This window comes from Paenibacillus thailandensis, assembly GCF_042685365.1.
In the GTDB taxonomy this organism is placed as follows: Bacteria; Bacillota; Bacilli; order Paenibacillales; family Paenibacillaceae; genus Paenibacillus_AP; species Paenibacillus_AP thailandensis.
Map to the genome: position 1 here is coordinate 174,100 of NZ_JBHUMY010000012.1, position 18,885 is coordinate 192,984.

Annotated in this window: 18 protein-coding genes; 3 read left to right on the plus strand and 15 right to left on the minus strand. The window is 55.8% G+C overall.

Features of this window, described 5'->3' with window-relative positions; translation table 11 throughout:
- The first annotated feature begins 77 nt into the window (after positions 1-77).
- Positions 78-989, plus strand: coding sequence for a J domain-containing protein (locus tag ACFSW5_RS12310; RefSeq protein ID WP_379273314.1), 912 nt, complete (start codon positions 78-80; stop codon positions 987-989).
- Positions 990-1,089: 100 nt separating this feature from the next.
- Here ACFSW5_RS12310 and ACFSW5_RS12315 read toward each other — a convergent pair whose 3' ends face one another.
- From ACFSW5_RS12315 to ACFSW5_RS12330, 4 genes are all read right to left on the minus strand, one after another.
- Positions 1,090-2,052 carry an ABC transporter substrate-binding protein gene (locus ACFSW5_RS12315; RefSeq protein ID WP_379273316.1) on the minus strand — a complete coding sequence of 321 codons (963 nt, stop codon included), beginning with the start codon at positions 2,050-2,052 and terminating at the stop codon, positions 1,090-1,092.
- A 20-nt stretch (positions 2,053-2,072) separates the two neighbouring features.
- Positions 2,073-3,089: a FecCD family ABC transporter permease gene (locus ACFSW5_RS12320; protein ID WP_379273319.1), complete on the minus strand. Its 1,017-nt coding sequence runs from the start codon at positions 3,087-3,089 to the stop codon at positions 2,073-2,075.
- Complete coding sequence (locus tag ACFSW5_RS12325) at positions 3,089-4,093, minus strand: FecCD family ABC transporter permease (RefSeq protein WP_379273321.1); 1,005 nt, start codon at positions 4,091-4,093, stop codon at positions 3,089-3,091. Before ACFSW5_RS12325 ends, ACFSW5_RS12320 begins: the two co-directional genes overlap by 1 nt.
- Before the next feature lie 133 nt (positions 4,094-4,226).
- Positions 4,227-5,846 (minus strand): helix-turn-helix domain-containing protein, encoded by a 1,620-nt coding sequence (locus ACFSW5_RS12330; protein ID WP_379273323.1) that lies wholly within the window; start codon positions 5,844-5,846, stop codon positions 4,227-4,229.
- Between the two features lie 267 nt (positions 5,847-6,113).
- On the opposite strand from ACFSW5_RS12330, the gene trhO reads away from it, so the two are divergent.
- Both trhO and ACFSW5_RS12340 read left to right on the plus strand, forming a co-directional pair.
- A complete protein-coding gene (gene trhO / locus ACFSW5_RS12335) occupies positions 6,114-7,013 on the plus strand; it encodes an oxygen-dependent tRNA uridine(34) hydroxylase TrhO (RefSeq protein WP_379273325.1) in 900 nt (299 codons plus the stop codon).
- A gap of 37 nt (positions 7,014-7,050) precedes the next feature.
- Positions 7,051-7,719, plus strand: a complete 669-nt coding sequence (locus tag ACFSW5_RS12340; RefSeq protein ID WP_379273327.1) for a helix-turn-helix transcriptional regulator — start codon at positions 7,051-7,053, stop codon at positions 7,717-7,719.
- Positions 7,720-7,790: 71 nt separating this feature from the next.
- On the opposite strand, the gene ACFSW5_RS12345 is transcribed toward ACFSW5_RS12340, so the two are convergent.
- The 11 genes from ACFSW5_RS12345 to rpoZ form a co-directional block, all read right to left on the minus strand.
- Positions 7,791-8,516 carry a LutC/YkgG family protein gene (locus ACFSW5_RS12345; RefSeq protein WP_379273330.1) on the minus strand — a complete coding sequence of 242 codons (726 nt, stop codon included), beginning with the start codon at positions 8,514-8,516 and terminating at the stop codon, positions 7,791-7,793.
- The gene (locus ACFSW5_RS12350) at positions 8,509-10,026 is read right to left on the minus strand and encodes a LutB/LldF family L-lactate oxidation iron-sulfur protein (protein WP_379273332.1); all 1,518 of its coding nucleotides are present in this window, start codon (positions 10,024-10,026) and stop codon (positions 8,509-8,511) included. The genes ACFSW5_RS12345 and ACFSW5_RS12350 overlap by 8 nt, the downstream gene beginning before the upstream one ends.
- Entirely contained in the window at positions 10,023-10,751 is a 729-nt protein-coding gene (locus ACFSW5_RS12355; RefSeq protein ID WP_379273334.1) for a (Fe-S)-binding protein, read from the minus strand. Before ACFSW5_RS12355 ends, ACFSW5_RS12350 begins: the two co-directional genes overlap by 4 nt.
- A gap of 191 nt (positions 10,752-10,942) precedes the next feature.
- Entirely contained in the window at positions 10,943-11,704 is a 762-nt protein-coding gene (locus ACFSW5_RS12360) for a DeoR/GlpR family DNA-binding transcription regulator (protein ID WP_379273336.1), read from the minus strand.
- Between the two features lie 64 nt (positions 11,705-11,768).
- On the minus strand, positions 11,769-13,238 hold the full coding sequence (locus ACFSW5_RS12365; protein WP_379273339.1) for a rhamnulokinase: 1,470 nt from the start codon (positions 13,236-13,238) through the stop codon (positions 11,769-11,771).
- Positions 13,235-14,455 (minus strand): L-rhamnose isomerase, encoded by a 1,221-nt coding sequence (rhaI, locus tag ACFSW5_RS12370; RefSeq protein WP_379273341.1) that lies wholly within the window; start codon positions 14,453-14,455, stop codon positions 13,235-13,237. Before rhaI ends, ACFSW5_RS12365 begins: the two co-directional genes overlap by 4 nt.
- 29 nt (positions 14,456-14,484) lie before the next feature.
- Positions 14,485-14,859, minus strand: a complete 375-nt coding sequence (locus ACFSW5_RS12375; RefSeq protein WP_379273343.1) for a sensory rhodopsin transducer — start codon at positions 14,857-14,859, stop codon at positions 14,485-14,487.
- Between the two features lie 20 nt (positions 14,860-14,879).
- Positions 14,880-16,949 carry a bifunctional aldolase/short-chain dehydrogenase gene (locus tag ACFSW5_RS12380; protein ID WP_379273345.1) on the minus strand — a complete coding sequence of 690 codons (2,070 nt, stop codon included), beginning with the start codon at positions 16,947-16,949 and terminating at the stop codon, positions 14,880-14,882.
- A gap of 158 nt (positions 16,950-17,107) precedes the next feature.
- On the minus strand, positions 17,108-17,485 hold the full coding sequence (locus ACFSW5_RS12385; RefSeq protein ID WP_379273347.1) for a DUF2500 domain-containing protein: 378 nt from the start codon (positions 17,483-17,485) through the stop codon (positions 17,108-17,110).
- A gap of 185 nt (positions 17,486-17,670) precedes the next feature.
- Positions 17,671-18,330 (minus strand): FusB/FusC family EF-G-binding protein, encoded by a 660-nt coding sequence (locus tag ACFSW5_RS12390; RefSeq protein ID WP_379273349.1) that lies wholly within the window; start codon positions 18,328-18,330, stop codon positions 17,671-17,673.
- Positions 18,331-18,676: 346 nt separating this feature from the next.
- Positions 18,677-18,880 carry a DNA-directed RNA polymerase subunit omega gene (rpoZ, locus tag ACFSW5_RS12395; RefSeq protein ID WP_379273351.1) on the minus strand — a complete coding sequence of 68 codons (204 nt, stop codon included), beginning with the start codon at positions 18,878-18,880 and terminating at the stop codon, positions 18,677-18,679.
- Between the last annotated feature and the right edge of the window lie 5 nt (positions 18,881-18,885).

An 18,885-nucleotide genomic window follows, 5' to 3' on the forward strand; every position in this document is an offset into this window, starting at 1 on the left:
GAGCATGGAAATTTGAACCCCGAGACGATATACTTACGTATAGACAATTATTCAACCATACGTATAGAGGTGACTCCATGGACGAGCTAAAAGAAGCGTACCGGACGCTAGGGCTTCCCGAGAACGCAACGCGGGACGAAGTAGAGAAGCGGTACGAGACGCTGCTTCGCAAAGCGCGGGCGAAAGAACGAAGCGGCGAACAGGACGACGGGTTCGCGGAAGTGACGAAAGCGTACCGTTGCATTCTCGATTTCGAGGACCGTCAGGCGGCCGAGCAATTTAACCAAGAAGCTTACGGCAAATACAAAAAGATGGCCGGCACGGCCGAAAAGCTTGACCATTTTTGGCGGTATTACAAATTTCACGTCTTCGGCGGCATTATTGTAATCGCTCTTATCGTATACGGGATTACGGCATATATGGACCATAAGGCCGAGCAGGAACGGCTGGCGAAGCTGCCTCCGGTCGACGTCTCGGTCATGCTGCTGGGCAATTATTTCACCGCCGATATGAGCGGCGAAACGGAACCGATCGAAGAGTCGCTTCTAACCGGCTTCCCGAATTGGAAACGCTTCGAAGTGCTTCTGAATTACATGCCGCTGGAAACGGCGAACGAGATGGACATCGCTTCCCAGCAAAAAGCGGTCGTGCTGCTCGCCACGGAAAAGCCGGACGTTTACGTCATGGACAAAGCGTCGTTCGAATGGCTTGTGCCGCAAGGCATTCTGACGAACCTCGACGATATGGCTGCCGGCGAATGGAAAACGCTTCTGGCGGACGGCGGCGGCTCCGCGCTCAAGCGTTCGACGACGGACGATCCGGCCGAGCATGTATACGCCATCGACGTTACCGGCACGAAGCTGGCGAACAGCTTGCCGATCGTCGGCAGAACGAAGCCCGTCGAGCTTGTTATCGGCATTCGCGTGGACTCCCCGCGGGCGGACAAGGCGATGCAATTCATTCAACAGTTTATGGAATCGGGCAAATGAAATAAGCTTCCGCTAAAGTCCTTCAAAGATGAGCGGAAGCGTCGGTAACCAGCAAAAACGCGGCATCCGTACGATTCTCGTACGAATGCCGCGTTTGTCGTTATTTCGAGAAAAGCTGCTCGGCGTCGTCCAGCGCCATCCGGTGGCCGATGGAGGAATAATCCAGCCATTTTTGCCCGTCGAGCACATACACTTGATTATTTTGAACGGCCTTCAAATTTTTCCATACCGGGTTCTTTTCCAGTTCTTCGAAATTCGTTTGAGCCTGGCTGCCCGTGCTAATGATGACGAAAATGGCATCGGCGTCGAAGTCGGGAAGCACCTCTTGCGAAATGACGGCATACGGCTCGTCTGCAATCTTCTCCACCCCGTCAGCCGGCTTCAGCTTCAAATCCTCATAAAGGATCGGACCGACCGGACGCTTCATTCCCATTACCCGCAGCTCTTTGGCGGTCATCCGGATGGCCATCACCTTGGCGTCCGCCCCCAGCTTCTCATGAATAAGCGAGCTCACCTCTTCCGCTTTTGCATCGTATTCGGCAATGTAAGCGTCCGCTTCTTTCTGGCGGCCGACTTGCTCCGCAAGACGTTTCAAATGGTCTCTCCAGGTGCCTTCGTCCATATTGATGCTGAACGTCGGCGCGATCTTCTCGAATTTCGCCTTATCGGTCCCCGAATTCGCTTCATCGATGTAAATGACGTCCGGATTCGACGCCAATACCGCTTCCATGTCCGGATCCGCGACCGGGCCGTATTTCGCTACGCCATCCAACCGATCCTTGACGTGGGGCAAAAAATCTTTTACGTCGCCGCCGATTACCGATCCGACCGGTTTGATGCCGAGAGCCAGCAAATTGTTCGTGATATGAATCGACATGGAGGCGATTTTCTTGCTGTCGCTAGGGTTAGCCGAATCGGCAGACTTTCCCTCCCCGGCGTCGCTTGAACCCGTTTCGGCTCCGTTCCCCGCGTTAGCCTCCGAATTCGAGGCTTGTCCGCATCCGGACATCAGCCCGAGCATCAATACCAGTAGACATATAAAGAACCGTTTCTTCAACTTCATTCATCCCCTGTAACGTTTCATTATGCTTTCCTGAATAGCAAATAAAGAAAATAAGGTCCGCCGACCATCGCGACAACGACCCCTGCCGGTATCGCGTTAGGCTGGAATAAGGAGCGGCCGACCGTGTCTGCCGCTGCTAATATAACGACGCCAACCAATCCGGCGACGGGCAAAAAGTGACGATGGCTCGGACCGGCCAATCTTCTCGCGATATGCGGTGCGGCCAGCCCGATAAACCCGATACCTCCCGCCATCGATACGCTGGCGCTGGCCAAAGCTACCGCCAATGCCGACAATAAAATACGGTTTCGCGTGACGCGGCTGCCCGTCCCGGCGGCCAGCTCATCGCCGAGCGCAAATAAATCAAGCGTTTTTTCCCGGCTGTAGATAAGCAGGATCAGCACGGCTACCCAAGGAAGCAGCGACCATACATGAACCCAATCCCTGCCCCATATGCTTCCGGCCAGCCAGCGGGCCGCAAAGGAATAAGTATCCTCGTCGAGCCGCAAGGACAGAAAAAGCGCAGCCGCCGAAACGCCGGCTTCGACAGCTATGCCGACCAATATTAGCCGGATCGGCATCAGGCCGCGGTAGCGGTCGTAGGCGAGGGCAAAAATGACGAGAGCTACCGCGCTCCCGCCCGCAAACGTAAATAGCGGAATGAGCAGCGCAGCAGGTCCTTCCATCGTCCGAAAAAAAGAGACAAAAACGATCAAGCCGAACGCCGCGCCCGCATTGAGCCCCAGAATGCCCGGATCGGCGAGCGAATTACGGGATACGCCTTGCAGGACGGCGCCCGCTACGCCAAGACCGGCCCCGGCCAAAGCGGAGACGAGAATGCGCGGAAGCCGATATTCGAATAAGATTAGCTTTTGCTCGTCCGTCCCGTATCCGGTTAGCGTATTCCAGACCTCAATCGGCGATAAGCGGATCGATCCTGTGTTTAAGCCTGCGGCAACAACGGCAAGCGCCAGAAGGAACAGGCAGATAGAGGCAATCAGCGCGTTTCGCCCCCGATGTTTCGCAAGCCTCTCCATTACAGCTCTCTCCTTTCTTGGCGGGCCAAATAAAGAAAAAAGGGCACGCCGACCATCGCGACCATGCCGCCGATCGCAAATTCGCGCGGAGGATGAACCATTCGCGAAGCGAAATCGGCCCAAACCAGCAGGAGGGCTCCAAGCAAGGCCGAAAAAGGAATGCTTAACCGATAATCGACACCGACCAGACGGCGGGCGATATGCGGCGCGACAAGGCCGACGAAGCCGATGGACCCGACGGCCGCGACCGAAGATCCGGCCAAAACGACGGCCGCGGCCATGCCGAACCATTTGACTTTCCCGATCTGTACGCCCAAACCCGCTGCCGTCTCGGCGCCAAGCGACATAAACGTAATGGAACGTCCCATTGCGGCGGACCATCCTGCGATTAGAAGCACGACGGGCGCAAGAAGCTTTAAATGCTCCCATCTCACGCCTGCCAGCCCGCCCGCATACCAAAACGCCAAATCCTGGATTAAATCGTAATAAATAGCCACGCCGCTGCTCAGCGCATGCAGGATGGAAGCGACAACCGCCCCCGCAACGGTGAGCTTTAGCGAAGTCAGACCTCCGGGCGTCGCCGATCCAAGCAAGGCGATAAAGCCCGCGCTAAGCGCCGCGCCGACAAAAGATACAATCATTAAAGGGCCGTAGGCGATCCCCGGCATCCACGCAAAGCAGCAGGCTACCACGAATGAAGCTCCGGCGTTGACGCCGAGTATGCCCGTGTCCGCCATCGGGTTGCGGGTTATGCCTTGCATAAGGGCGCCGGCGACCGCAAACGCTCCTCCCGTAAGGACGGCTCCAAGCACGCGGGGAAGCCTTAGTTCATGGACGATCTGATGCGCGGTATCGTTCGGATTATAATAGACGATAGCCGTCCATACCGTGTGCAGCGACAATTGCTTGGCCCCGTATGTAATGGCGATAAACATGGAAACGAGCAACGCTCCGATTGCCGCCGCGAACCATAAAAGGGTCTTGAAACTTTTATCCCGTTTCATGTTTATGGCTTCATCATCCCTCCTCGATAATATTGATAATCATTATCATTAAAGCTTATTATACCGCTCCCTTTATTCCCGTACATGACATTATTTAAGATTTAATCATGGACAATTCGTAGATCGTGAATCGTTACCCGAACTCGGACGCCGCAGAACCCCCGAGCAGCAATTGCCCCGCCTCTTCCAACTGCCGGTCGATCATGGAAGGCGCATATAGGATCCATTTCTTCCAATCGACCAGATACACGTTGCGGTTGCGCACGGCCGGATGCTCCATCCAAGCCGGGTTCGACCGGATCCACTGGCTGACACGCCTTCGGTCGTCGTCGGTCTCCGCGGCAACGAACAAATAATCCGCTTCGTACTCCCGAATCTCGTCCGGCTGAATGCCGGTCCACGTAAACCCTGTCCCTTCCGGAAATAAATCAAGCTTCTTGCGGATGTTATCCGGCGGCGCCATCTTAAGCGACCGGTAGAACACATGCCCGATGTTCCGGGCGCCGTACATGCGAATCCCTCGCTCCTGCACCGAGCATACGGCCACCGTTGCCCCTCCGAGCTTCATGTACAGCTTCCGTTTGAGCCGCTCGGCGTTCCTTTCGTGCCGCTCGATCCATTCCTTCCCGGCTTGTTCCCGGTGAACGAGACTTGCGATATCGCGAAGATGCGAATAAATATCTTTCGCCGCCCACGGGACGGAAATAATCGGCGCGATATCGTTTATATTCTCCTTCGCTTTCTGATGGACGTTGTCCTTGCACAAGATCAATTCGGGCCTCGCTTCCAAAAAAGCTTCGCGGCTTATTTCCCATAGCTCCGACCGGTGCTCGGGAAGCTTCAGAGCTTGCGCGTTCACTTGCAGGTACCGATGATATTGAGCCGCGCACAGATGGACGCCAAGCGTCAGCAAATGATCGGTTATCGGGTAGGAAAGCGAAACGATCCGCAAATCTTTTTTTTGCGCAAAAACGGTTGGGGAATAACCGCAAGTTTCTTTGAAACGCCGGCTAAAATAAAATTCGTCGCCATATCCGACGTCCGCGGCGATCTCGCGTATCGGCTTATCCGTCTGCAGCAGCATTTCCTTCGCTTTATTGATCCTCAGATGAGCGAGGAATGCAACCGGCGTTTTGCCCATCGTCCGTTTGAACAGCTGGGAATAATAAGAAGGATGCAGCTCCGCAATTTGCGCCAGCGTATCGACTCGAATATCTTCCCGATAATGGCTTTGCATATAATGAATCGTTTGCTTCAGGCGGTCCTCGATATCGTTCATCGCCAGCGGCGCCGCTTGCTGCAGCACTGTTCTTAACAAATCATGCAAGTATTGCCCTCTCTGGAAACGGCCTTGTACCGGCTCCACGGCGGACAGGAGATAAAAATAACGCTTAAACTGGCTCGGGCTCAACCGCAGCCTTCCCCGAAGCGGGAACCCGTCCTCCCGTTTATAGCAGCGGTCCGAATCCGACCGTTCCGTCAACCGGAACATCTCGAAGGACATCCAATAGATTTCCGGTTCGGCAAAATTCCGATTTTTCAACGCAAGACGGGTCCCCGGCACGACAAGATGCAGCGAGTCCCCCTCCGCCTTTCCTTCCAGCCCGTCCACCATCAGGTCCGCCGTTCCTCCAGCAATGTAAATAATCGCATGACGATCCAAAGGAAAGCTCCCGTCCGCCCATTCCGGCATTCCGGTCCCTGCTTCGATCCGTTCAAAGATGACGTCGTTTAAATACTGTTCCTTGTTCAAGTGGCTGCAGCCCTCTCTTTTCGCTCTTTTCGCTCTTTTCCGCTTGTCGCGCTAAAAATGATTTATTTATTGTAGTGAAAACATAATAAAGCCGCAACAGACGGCGCCGCGGCAATGTCGTTTTATGCACTTTATATACATTTATGTTGACAAAAATGATATAGTTCCATTATAATAAAACACATTATTCATGCCATTTTCATGTTAGCGGTAGAGAGGCTGCCTTTCTGCCGCTTCACTTTATTTTTGGGAAGGAAGTTTTATCAAATGAATCAACCGCAATACCGCGTTTTGCTTTTTTATAAATTCGTTACAATTCCCGATGCCGAAAGCTTCACCGCCGAGCATCTTGCCTATTGCAAAAACAACGGGCTGAAAGGCCGCATACTGATCGCAGACGAAGGCATCAACGGCACTTTGTCCGGAACGGTCGAGCAAACGGACCGCTACATGGCCGATATGCGCGCGAACCCGCTGTTCTCCGATATCGTGTTCAAAATCGACGAAACCGAAGGGCATGCGTTCAAAAAAATGTTCGTACGCTATAAGAAAGAGCTCGTCACCCTTCGCTACGAAAAGCCGCTGGACCCGAACCAGCTTAGCGGCAAGCGCCTTTCGCCGAAGGAGTGGCACGAATATTTGCAGCGCGACGACGTCATCGTCGTGGACGGCCGCAACGACTACGAATACGATCTCGGCCATTTCCGCGGCGCGATTCGGCCAACCGTCGAAACGTTCAAGGAGTTTCCGGAATGGGTGCGCGATAATTTGGCCGAATTCAAGAACAAGCCGGTATTGACCTATTGCACCGGCGGCATCCGCTGCGAGAAGCTGACCGGCGTCCTGCTTAACGAAGGCTTCACGGACGTCTACCAGCTCGAGGGGGGAATCGTCACCTACGGCAAGGACGAAGAGGTGAAAGGCCGGTTGTTCGACGGCAAATGCTACGTCTTCGACGAACGGATCTCCGTGCCGATCAACCGAACGGAAGAGCACGTTGTCGTCGGCAAATGCTATCATTGCGGCGAGCCTGCGGAACGCTACATCAACTGCAAGGACGATACGTGCCACAGACAGCATATCGTCTGCGACGATTGCGCCGAAGAGCATCGCGGCTACTGCTCTCCCGCATGCGAAGAGCACGAGCTTGCCAGAACGAGCGGCTAAATCTATAGAAGCAATGAAGGCAGGCGGTGATCGATAGATGAACGAACCGGCAGAATTATCTACCCGCGAAAAAATTATGCATATGCTTAAGACGCAAGGCGGACTTAGCGCCAAGGAAATAACCGAGCAGCTCGGCATTACGAGCATGGCCGTCCGCAGGCACATCGGGACGCTGGAGAAGGACCATCTGATCCAGTCCCGAACGGTGCGGCAGCCGATGGGGAGACCGACGGCGGTATACAGCCTCTCCCCGCAGGCGGACGCCTTTTTCCCGAAAAACTACGGAACGATTGCGCTCGATCTGCTGGGCGAGCTGGCCGAAGAGTCGGGCGGCGCCATGGTGGACAGGCTGTTCGAGCGGCGCATGAAGACGCTGCAAAGCAAGTACGAAAAGAAGCTGGCCCGCAAGCCGTTCGACGAGCAAGTCGCCCTGCTTGCCGACATTCAGAACGACAACGGCTACATGGTGGAGCTGGTGAACGACGGCGGCGAGCATGTGCTGACCGAATACAATTGCCCGATCGCCCAAGTCGCAAACCGGTATCCGCATGCTTGCACATGCGAGCAGAAGCTGTTCGAAACGCTGCTTGACGCCGACGTTCAGCGGACGGAATGCTTGACGGAGGGCGGCAGCAAATGCGTCTATCGCATCAAGCAGAAACGGCTATCCTCGTCCATGGCCAAGGACAGCACTCATTCTCAATGACTTATTCTTAATTCGCACAAAGGCGTGCCCGCCCCATTCATTTCGATGGGGCGGGCACGCCTTATTGTTTTTCAGCCTACAATAATCGCATAAACGATGCCCGGGCCGTGCACGCCGATCGTCAAATCGTTTTCGATATCGGACGACCGGCTCGGGCCGGAAATAAAATGAACGCCAGCGGGCAAGTTTGCCCTTCCTGCCCGGTCAAGTTCGATCAGCACCTCGCCAAGCCTCGTCTTAATTCGGTCCGAGGGAAGGACGATCATAAGAACCGTCGGCAGCAAGCTGACCGACCGCCCTTTGTCCTTGGACGACAATACGGTCACGGACCCCGTATAAGCGACGGCATGATCGGCCATCACGATGCCGAAATCCGCTTCCGCCGCGCGCGCCTTCCAATGCTCCTCGGGATCGCTGTTCCATACGGACATGACGGCGTCCGGAAGCGCTTCTTCCAGCCCAAGCGCCTCAAGCTCCGCCTCCTGCTGCCTGACGATGTACTTCGCGCCCATTTCCTCCGCTTTCCCGGCAATAAACGCCTTTGCTTCGTTCATGTCCGAGACTCTCGCGACATGGCCTCCGACGCTCGTAAAGTTATGGGAGAACCGTTCGATTCGCTCTTCCTCGGACCATTCGAACCCGCGCCAATAGTCGGGCGCGCCGCGGAACGGCTGCTCCGGCTTGCTCGCGAGGCGCGGACGCTTCAGCTTCGCCGCAATGCCGTCCATAAATTGCTGCTGTTTGGCCCGGGACTTCGCCTCCATCGCCTCCAGCCACTGTCGATGCTCGTCAACCATGCCGCTCGTCCCCCTTCTCCGTCCGGCTTCTCACGATCGCTTCCATCCGGGCTTTCATCGCCGGGTCCATCGGCTTCATTCCGCCGCGGATTTCTTGCTCCATCTGCGTCCATTGGTCCCGGAAAGACCGCTTCGGCAAGCTCGGGAATATCCGGTAGCTGTTCCAGCCTTTAAGCGGGCCGACCTTCAGCGGAATGCCGCCGTTCCGAACGACGAGCTTCTGCCCGATCTGTCCGGCCTTTACGGCGCTTTTGAACAGCTTCGAGCTGCCGGTCACCGCGGCGAAACCTTTCATGCCGACCGTCTCCAGCTTGTCGTTGTACCCGCTTTCCTGCTTTCTTCTGCGCAAGTAGACCAGCATGTCGTGCAGCGGGATTTTGACCGGGCACGCTTCGTAGCAAGCGCCGCACAAGCTGGAGGCGTTCGCGATATCGTCCCATTCGGCGACGTTGGACTTTAGCGCCGGCGTCAGCACCGCTCCGATCGGGCCGCTGTACGTGCCGCCGTAGGAGTGTCCGCCGATATGGCGGTACACCGGGCAGGCGTTCAAGCAGGCTCCGCAGCGGATGCAGTTCAGCAGCTCCTGGAATTCGGGGTCGCCGAGCTGCAGCGAACGGCCGTTGTCGACGATAATGATATGCATCTCTTCCGGGCCGTCCGCGTCCAGTCCGCGGCGCGGTCCGGTAATCGCCGACATGTACATCGTCAGCTTCTGTCCCGTTGCCGATCGCGGCAGGAGCGTAGCCATAACTTCCAAATCTTCAAAGGACGGGATGATGCGCTCCATCCCCATCAGCGTAATTTGCGTTTTCGGCACGGTGGTCACCATCCGGGCGTTGCCTTCGTTCTCGAACAATACCATCGAGCCCGTCTCCGCGATGGCGAAGTTGCAGCCGGTCATGCCGATATCCGCTTCGAGAAACTTCTCTCTCAGCTTCCGGCGGACGAAGCCGGCCAGCGCCGTCGTATCCGGCGGCAGCGTCTCGCCCGCTTCCTTCGACAGCAGCTCGGCGATCTGGTGACGGTTTTTGTGGATGGCCGGTATAACGATATGCGAAGGCGCTTCTCCAGCCAGCTGGATAATGTATTCGCCCAGATCGGTTTCCACCGCTTCGACGCCGATCCGCTCCAGCGCTTCGTTCAAATGAAGCTCCTCGGATACCATGGACTTCGATTTTACGACGCTTTTGGCGCTTTTGCGCCGCGCGATTTCCAGCGCGATCTCGACCGCTTCCGCCCCGGTATCGGCAAAATGGACATGAACGCCGTTCGCTCTCGCATTGTCCACAAACATATTCAAATAATAGTCCAAATGGGCGATCGTATGAAGACGGATTTGACGTCCTCTCTCCCGCCACTCCTCCCAATGGCCGTGCTCCTCGGAGGCGGTTTTTTTGCCGTTGCGCAGCCTTTCCGTCGTGAACCGGACCGCTTTGCGCAAAAAGTCGTTGTTGAGCGCAAGGCCGGCCCTTTCCTTGACGGTCGAACCCGAAGTCGTTGTTCCGCTCATGCGTGTTTCACCCCTTCGTACAGAAGCTCGGCCAGATGCATCACTTTGACCGGCTTGTTCCGGTAACGAAGATTGCCGCCGATGTTCATCAAGCACCCCATATCGAGGCCGACGAGCACCTCGGCTTCCGTCTCCAGCACATGGTCGGCCTTCTCGGTCACCATCGCGCCGGAAATATCGGACATCTTCACCGCAAACGTGCCGCCGAAGCCGCAGCAGTCCTCGGCATACGGCAGCGGCACCAATTCCAGCCCCCGCACGTGCTTCATCAGCTCCATCGGCTCGGCTTTGACGCCAAGCAGCCTGCTGCCGTGGCAGGAAGGATGGTACGTCACTTTATGCGGAAACGTCGCCCCCACGTCGGTAACGCCCAGCACCTGAACAAGAAACTGGGTAAATTCGTAGGCCTTGCTCTGCAGCTTCTCCGCTCTCTCCCTGTTCGCGGGATCGTTCTCGAACAGCTTCGGATAGTGATGGAGCATGCCCGTGCAGGAGCCCGAAGGGGAAATGACGAATTCGCTGTCCTCGAACGCGTCGAGAATCGTCATGGCCGACTTGCGCGCTTCGTCCCAATACCCGCTGTTGAAGGCCGGCTGGCCGCAGCAGGTCTGAACCGTCGGAAAATGGAGCTCCACGCCGTAGCGGGCGAGCAATTTGACCATCGCTTCGCCGACGCTTGGATAAATTGCGTCGCTGAGACAAGTAATAAATAATGACACTTTCATCAGGCGCACCTTCTTCTTCAAGTTGTACGGACCTTCTTGAAGCGTAAAGCGGCTTCGTCTTCCCTGTTCCGGTGACGATGCCGCTTCATAATCGCTTTGCCTTGCAAGCCGGAGCTTGAAAGGCGGAACTTGTCGGTAAGGCCCGCGATTATCGCAGTCAAGCGCGAAGCCGGAACCTGTTGAATATTCCGCTACACGGCCGTGACCGCAATATTCATTTCGGTCAAACGGCCGATCGTCCCGGGATCCACATGTTTATCCGTAATGATCGCGTCCACTTCCTGCAGCTCGGCCACATGGGTGAAATCCTGCGTGCCGAACTTGCTGGAATCCGCCAGCAATATCACTTGCCCGGCGATATCGATCATTTTTTGCTTGATTCTGCCTTGCAGCTCGTTCGATTCGCTGATTCCCCGTTCCAAATGAACCCCTTTGCACGACAGGAACAGCTTGTTGACATAATAAGCGTCAAGCGAACGTTCCGCGAGCGGACCGACGTAAGACATCGAACGCGACGACAGCAAGCCGCCGGTCGAAATGACTTCGATCTTCTCCTTGCCGCTCAGCTCGACGGCCACCTTAATGGAATTCGTCAGCACGGTCAGCGGGATATCGGGCAGATTGGCCGCCATATACCAGGCCGTAGAGCTGGCGTCAAGCGCAATCCGGTCTTTCGGCTGAATGAGCTTGATCGCCTCGGCCGCGATTCTTTTTTTCTCTTCCGCATGGGCGATTTCCCGCTCCGCGAATGGAGTTTCCGGCTGCTGCTGGTCTTTCACGCTGACCGCTCCGCCGTGGGAACGGCGCAGCCGGCCGGCCTGTTCGAGGCGGTCCAGGTCGCGCCGGATCGTCTCCTCCGTCACTTGGCACAGCTCGCTTAGCTCGGAAACCCGAATGCTGCCCCTCTCGTTGACCAGCTGTACTATTTTTTCATAACGTTCGGCAACCAGCATAGCCGTTTCACTCCTAATTGTTTTCTCTCTTGTATGCGACCGCCGGCCGCCGGCAAGGTCTCCGTTATTCCAGCCCCGCCAGCCGGCGGAACCGGCCGTACGCTTCTTCCCATGCCGGGCCGTCTTGCGGCTCGTAAACCGTAACCGGGAACGAATCGCGGATCACCCGGCGCGCTTCTCCTATGCTCGCAAGCTCGCCGCTTGCGATCCACTGCACCGCCAAGTTGCCGATCGCGCTTCCTTCGGTCGGACCGGCCCATACCGGCTTGCCGATGGCGTTTGCCGACCATTGGCACAGCAGCGCGTTTTGGATGCCGCCCCCGACCATGTGCAAGCCGCCGAAGCTTTGTCCCGACAGCTGTTCGGTCAACTCGAATACGTACCGGTATTTAAGCGCTAGACTTTCCAAAATGCAGCGGACCACGGCGCCCACGCCTTCCGGCGGCTGCTGGCCGGTACGGCGGCAATATTGCCGAATGCGGGACACCATATCCCCCGCATGAAGGAACAGGACGTCGTCCGGGTCGATCAGCGCCGCAAACGGCGGCGCGTCTTCCGCAAGCTTGACGAGCTGCGGGAAGGAATACTCCTGCCCGGCCCGGTCCAATTCCCGTTTCGCCTCCTGCAAAATCCAGAGGCCCATAATGTTTTTGAGCAGGCGGTACGTCTTGCCGACGCCGCCTTCGTTCGTAAAATTCAGCTTTTGGGCCAGCTCATTGATGACGGGCTTGTCGACCTCCGTCCCCATCAGCGACCAAGTGCCGCAGCTTAAATAAGCGAAGGATCGGTCAAGCGCCGGAACGGCGGCTACAGCCGAGCCCGTGTCATGCTCCGCGACCGCGACGACGGGAATGGACGGAACGCCCAGCTCCGTGCCGATCGAAGAGCGCAATTGCCCGGCCGGCGTTCCGGGATCGACGACGGTCCCGAACATCGACGCCGGCAAGCCGAGCTTGCCGAGCAGCTCCGCATCCCAACCGCCAAGCAGCGGGTTGTAGAGCTGGGTCGTCGTCGCATTGGAAAATTCGTTAAAAGCTTCGCCCGTTAAATAATAACGGAGAAGATCGGGAATCATCAAGAACTTATCCGCTTGCTCGAGAACGGGATTGCCCGCGCGCTTCATCGCCGTCAGCTGAAATATCGTGTTGAAGGTCAGAAATTGAATGCCGGTGCGGCCGAACAAGTATTCCGGCGTCAGCTCGGCCAGCACGCGTTCCATCTCGCCTTCCGTATGCCAATCCCGGTAATGGTACGGATTGCCGAGCAGCTCCCCGGTCCGGCCGAGGAGCCCGAAGTCGACGGCCCACGTATCGATGCCGAGGCTTGCGGGCGTTTCGCCCGCAAGCCTCGCTTTCAGCAAGCCTTGCTTCATTTCATGGAACAGTCTCAATAGATCCCAGTGCAAACGTTCGCCGATCTTGACCGGATCGTTCGGAAAACGGTGAATTTCCTCCACTTCCATCCGGTTGTCCTTAAGCCGGCCGAGAACGGCTCTGCCGCTGCTCGCTCCAAGATCGTACGCGAGAATCGTCACCAGCTGGCACCGCCCTTGCCTCTTGCCAGAATGTCGCGTCCGTAACTGCTTTCGAGATAAGCTTTCATCGGATCGGCCGGCAACCCTTGCTCTTCGCGGACGGCATGCAGCAGCGGCGTCACGTCGAACTCGAACGCCCGGCGGACCGCGTCTTCGGCGCCCAGCACGTCCCCGCGCTCCTGAGCGTCCTGCACCTCGGCGTGATTGATAAGCAGCGCTTTGGCATATTGCGTCTGCACGTTCAATACGGACCGGATCATGGCCGGAATTTTCGCCTCGATATTATGCGATTGGTCGATCATGTACGCGATATTGCCGACATGGCTGCGAATCGATGCGTCCGCATCGCCCGCCGCGTTCAAGATTTGATAGAAAATAAGGAACAGCTCGTAAGGATTGATCGTGCCGACGATCAGGTCGTCGTCCGCGTATTTGCGGTTGTTGAAATGGAAGCCGCCGAGGCGCTTCTCGTCGATCAAATACGCCACGATATGCTCGACGTTGATGCCTTGGGCATGATGCCCCGTGTCGACCAGCACTTCGGCTTGCGGGCCCAGCTTCAGCGCCATATTGTAAGCCATGCCCCAATCCGCGAGGTCGGTATGATAGAAAGCCGGCTCGAACGTTTTGTATTCGATCAGCATGCGCATGTCCGGATTAAGCGCTTTGTACATTTCGGCAAGCGCCTCGTACAGCCAAGCTTTCCGTTTCCGAATATCGCCTTGCCCCGGATAGTTGGTGCCGTCGGCGAACCAAAGGCTAAGATCGCGGGAGCCCGTTTCCTTGGCGATGTCCACGCATTCGAGCAAATGGTCGGTCGCTTTGCGGCGGACGGCCGCGTCGGCGTTCGTTACGCTGCCGAGCATATATTCGTCCTCTTGGAACAAGTTCGGATTGACGGCCCCGATCTTCAGGCCGAGATTCTCGGCATGCGCTCTCAGCTTCCCGTAATCGTCAACCTTATCCCAAGGAATATGAATCGCGACGGAAGGGGCGATGCCGGTATACTTGTGCACTTGCGCCGCGTCCTCGAACTTCTCGAACGGGTCGCGCGGCACGCCGACCTTTTGAAACGTTTTGAAGCGGGTTCCGGAATCGCCGTAGCCCCACGAAGGCGTTTCGATTTTTAGCGCTTTCAATTGTTGCTTCACTTGATCCAGGTTGATTCCTCTTGCCTGCTGCTGTTCCTCGAATAAAACGTAAGCGCGGTCCGTCATCGGCTTAAGTCATCCTCTCTCTTATGATTTTAACCTTTTACGGGAAAAGCCATCGTCGACATTAAAGCGTTTTCGGCTTGCGTCGAATCCAAGCGGCTGTACTGAACGATTACGGGCACATCGCTTTGCACGGCGATGGCGTACGGAACGCCGACCGGTATCGGCGCTCCGTCCTTCATCAGCGAGCTTGTGCGAATATGCTTCGTCCTTCTGCCGGGGATAACGACGAGAATGTCCTCCATCGGGTCGCGGTCTTCGAAGAAGATCGTAAATTTAAGCAGCGCCTCTTCCGAAGAAGCGTTCAGCACGCAGACCGATTCGTGGCTAAGCAGCGAGCCGGAGCTTGTTTCCGGAATGTAGCCGTCCGGAATAAACCAGTTTTTCTCTCCCCAAGCTTTATACATATTCGCCGTTCCTCCTCTTCTTAACGCGTGAAGGCAGCAGGCACGCCGCCGTCGATCGTCAGCATGCAGCCCGTCGTCTTCGCCGAGCGGGACGATGCGAAGAACGCCACGCCTTCCGCGATATCCTTCGGATAAATATTAACGAGCAGCGTCGTCCGTTTGCGGTAATATTCTTCCAGTTGATCCGGCTCGATGCCGTAAGCCGCGGCGCGTTCGTTGCGCCAGTTGCTGTTCCAGATCGCGGAGCCCTGCAGAATGGCGTCCGGCAAAATCGTGTTGACGCGAATGCCGTGTTCGCCGCCTTCGGCTGCGATGCAGCGGGCAAGATGCGCTTCCATCGCCTTCGCCGAGCTGTAGGCGGTAACGCTTTTGCCGGCGTATACCGAGTTTTTGGACCCGATGAACACCATGTTTCCGCCGATGCCCTGCTCGAGCATCATCTTGTAAGCTTCTCTCGCCACGAGGAAGTAGCCCGTGCCGAGCACGTTCATGTTCAGGTTCCATTCCTTCAGCGACGTCTCTTCGAACTTGCTCGAAGTGGCAAGCCCCGCGTTATTGACGATAATGTCGACGCCGCCGTATACAAGGGCCGCTTCGCGGTACGCTTCCTGCACCATCTCTTCGTTCGTTACGTCCATTTTAACGGCAACTGCTTTTGTCTCGCCATATTTGGCGTTAATTTCGTCGGCCACCTTCTGGGCTCCTTCAAAATTCAGGTCGGCCAGCACGACATGCGCCCCTTCCGAAACGAGACGGCGCGCCGTTTCGCTGCCGATGCCGCCGGCGCCGCCGGTAATAAGCGCCACTTGGCGGGAAAATTCCGCTTCCGCCGGAGCGAGCGACAATTTGTACAGCTCAAGCGGCCAATATTCGACGTTGTAGGATTCGTTTTCGCTGAGCGATACGAAATTGCCGAGCGCCGTCGCGCCGCGCATAACCGCAATGGCCCGGTGATAGAGCGCCCCGCTCACCTTCGAGTTCGACCAGCTTTTGCCCGTGTTGATCATGCCTACGCCCGGGATGAGAATAACGCGCGGAGCGGCTTCGAACATGACGTCGCCTTCGTTTTTGTTGCGCTCGAAATACGCTTTGTACTGCTCCTTGTAAGCCGCGATCGACTCCTTCAAAATCGCCTTCAGCCCTTCGGCGTCGTTTGCGTCTGGCTTCCAATTGACGAACAGCGGCACCACTTTCGTATGCACGAGATGGTCCGGGCAAGCGGCGCCGATCTGGGACAGCTCCGCGGAATCGCGGCCGCCGACGAATTGCAGCACGTCTTCGCCGTCGTCGAACGTCAAGATCATTTTTTTCTCGTCGCTTACCGCGCCGCGGATTGTCGGCATAACGGCCGCCGCAATCGCTTTCCGTTCTTCCGGTGCGAGAGCTTCGTATTTGGCGCCGCCGAATACTTTCGCTTCATTGACGCGCGCTTCGATAAAGCGTTCCGCTTCCGTAATGATCTCGATCGTTTTCGCGTAGCATGCCTCGCTTGTTTCTCCCCACGTCACGAGCCCGTGTTTTTCCATCAGTACAAGCTCGGCTTTCGGGTTGTTCAGAACGCCTTGCGCGATCATTTTGGACAACGTAAAGCCCGGGCGGATATAAGGCACCCAAACGAAGCGGTCGCCGAAAATTTCCTTCGCCAGCTCCTTGCCGTTGCCCGCGCAGCACAAGCTGATGATGGAATCCGGATGGGTGTGGTCGACATGCTTGAACGGCAGGAACGCATGGAGCAGCGTTTCGATGGAGGCGCGCGGATGCTTCGGATCGATCATGCAGTTGGCCAAATAAGCGACCATGTCCTCGTCCGTCATGGATTCGTTTTCAAAAAGCGGCCGAATGTCGTCCATGCGCAGTCCCGTAAAATTGCCCGCTTTCATCGTGGCCAGGTCGGAGCCGCTGCCTTTGACGTACATCACTTCGACATCGCGCCCGCGAAAATCTTTGACGATCGTCTTGCTGGAGGTGTTGCCCCCGCCCCAGTTGCAGACGCGGCGATCTGCGCCGATTATATTCGAACGGTAAACGAGCTCGTCAAGCCCGCCTTGCAGCTGCGATGCTTTCGAATGATCCCACAAGCTTTGTACCATGAATAATTCCTCCGTTTATGATTGTTTATTTTTGCTTATCTGTAGTTTATCAGATTTGTTTTCGTTTGAATATACGTCAAAACAAAAATAAACAAAAAACCGCAGAAAAAAATTTCTGCGGTTTGTTTGGTTTCTCTGATATCAGTGATCTTTGCGGATTATTGCGGAATTCCCCGGTCAAAATGCTTGAATCGCGTTCCTTGGAACGTAACGATGCCGTAATCGCCTTCGGCGATCATCCCGTAATCCGCGCCGCGGACCGGCAGCTCCTTGCGCGAGCCGTCATGAAATTCGAACGTAATAAAATAGCTCGTATTTGCGCTCGAATCGCCCGAACCGCCCCATACCTCGGTCCGTTTGGCGGCTACCTTGCAGCTTCTGGTCTCCGGTTCGGCAGCGTTGTTGGACGACCATGTTCTTAAGCCCCGCACAACGATAAACAAAAACGTTCCGGCTATTACGGCAGCGATCAAAAAGAAAAAAAACGTAAAAATAGGCGGCGGCCCAAAAGACGGCCCGAAGCCGTTCATCCCCATTGCTGTTCCTCCAATATTCCCATGTTTACCTTATTTTATCACAGCCGTCGAGCTTTGGAACAGCCGGCTGAGCGGGTTGTTTCCGCAAGGGCGGCGACTTTGGCGAAACTTCGAAACCGATGCGCCGGCTTCAAACGAAAAGCCCGCCGTAAAGGCGGGCTCTAATGTTTTGCGTTTTCGATATTTTAATGCGTCTTGACGGTAACCGCTTGTATAAACTTCTCCAATGCGGCGACATCCGTAATGTTTCGGTTACAAACCTCGCTGTCCATGCACATATAGTTGCCGATCGCCTTATAGTAGTCGGGCGAAGCGTCAGCCGGCTTCCATTTGGTAATTGCGGAGAACAACGCGACCTGCTCGTGCCGGTTGCACAAAAAGCAAACCCCTTTGTTGACCGGCGTAAAGTTCCCCTGAATCCCGACAAACTGGCCGTTCATATGGTAGACGAGAAACATTTTATTCAACGCGATATCGATCCAGCTTATATACGTGACGTAACGGTAATCGACGCCGGCTAGCTCGGGCGTTTTCAGTTTCTTCACTTTCGGAAACAGCTTGCCGAGCTGCTTGGCCGTCACCTGGGGAAACGGATCCAAGTACGGCTCCAACGATTGCAGATATTGCCGGAATTGTTCTTCCGTGCTTAACGACGTTACCGCGTCCAGCATTTCTCTCGGGAAAGCTCCGCCTTCCGGAAACGCTTCGCTCAGCTTCGTCTGAACGCCGCCTCTGACCGACTCGACGACCTTCGGATCGGATACGGTAGCGCACGTTTGCTGCAGCAGCTTAACCTGCTTTCGGATCAAATTGTACTGATGGTTTCTAATAAATGGTTTATTCATCGCTTTCCAGCCCCTTATTTTTATTTAAATAAAAGGTGCAAAGCCCACTATTAGAAACGATATGTTTTCTTGGGCGATGTTGACGCTAACGATCAGCTATCGGCCCATGCAAAGTATCGCCCCAATATCAGGCTTTGCATGAGCGGCTTCTCATTCCGGCAAACGTATTTGCCATATTTACCGACCTCCATTCTCTATAAAGTATAATGAATTCCGCGGACGGCTTCAATAAGCAGAATCCGAACGCATTGCTTCGGTTTTATAAGGAGTATCGCTGAAATTGCGCGCAAAAAAAGGCCGTCTCCAAAGCTCATCCCGGGATGGCTTGGAAACGGCCTTTCGTCAATTAGTCTTCGCGCTTATTATCGACTTGGATATAGTCGCCGTAAATTTCCTCAAGCGCCACGCCTACGAATTTATGCGATCTCGGATTGCGAAGATCCGATTTCGCGCCTTCGCGCAGCATCCGCGCACGGCGGGAAGCGGCAACGACAAGCGAATATTTGCTGTCGACTTTTTTAACCAGTTCGTCTATCGAAGGATATAACATATAAA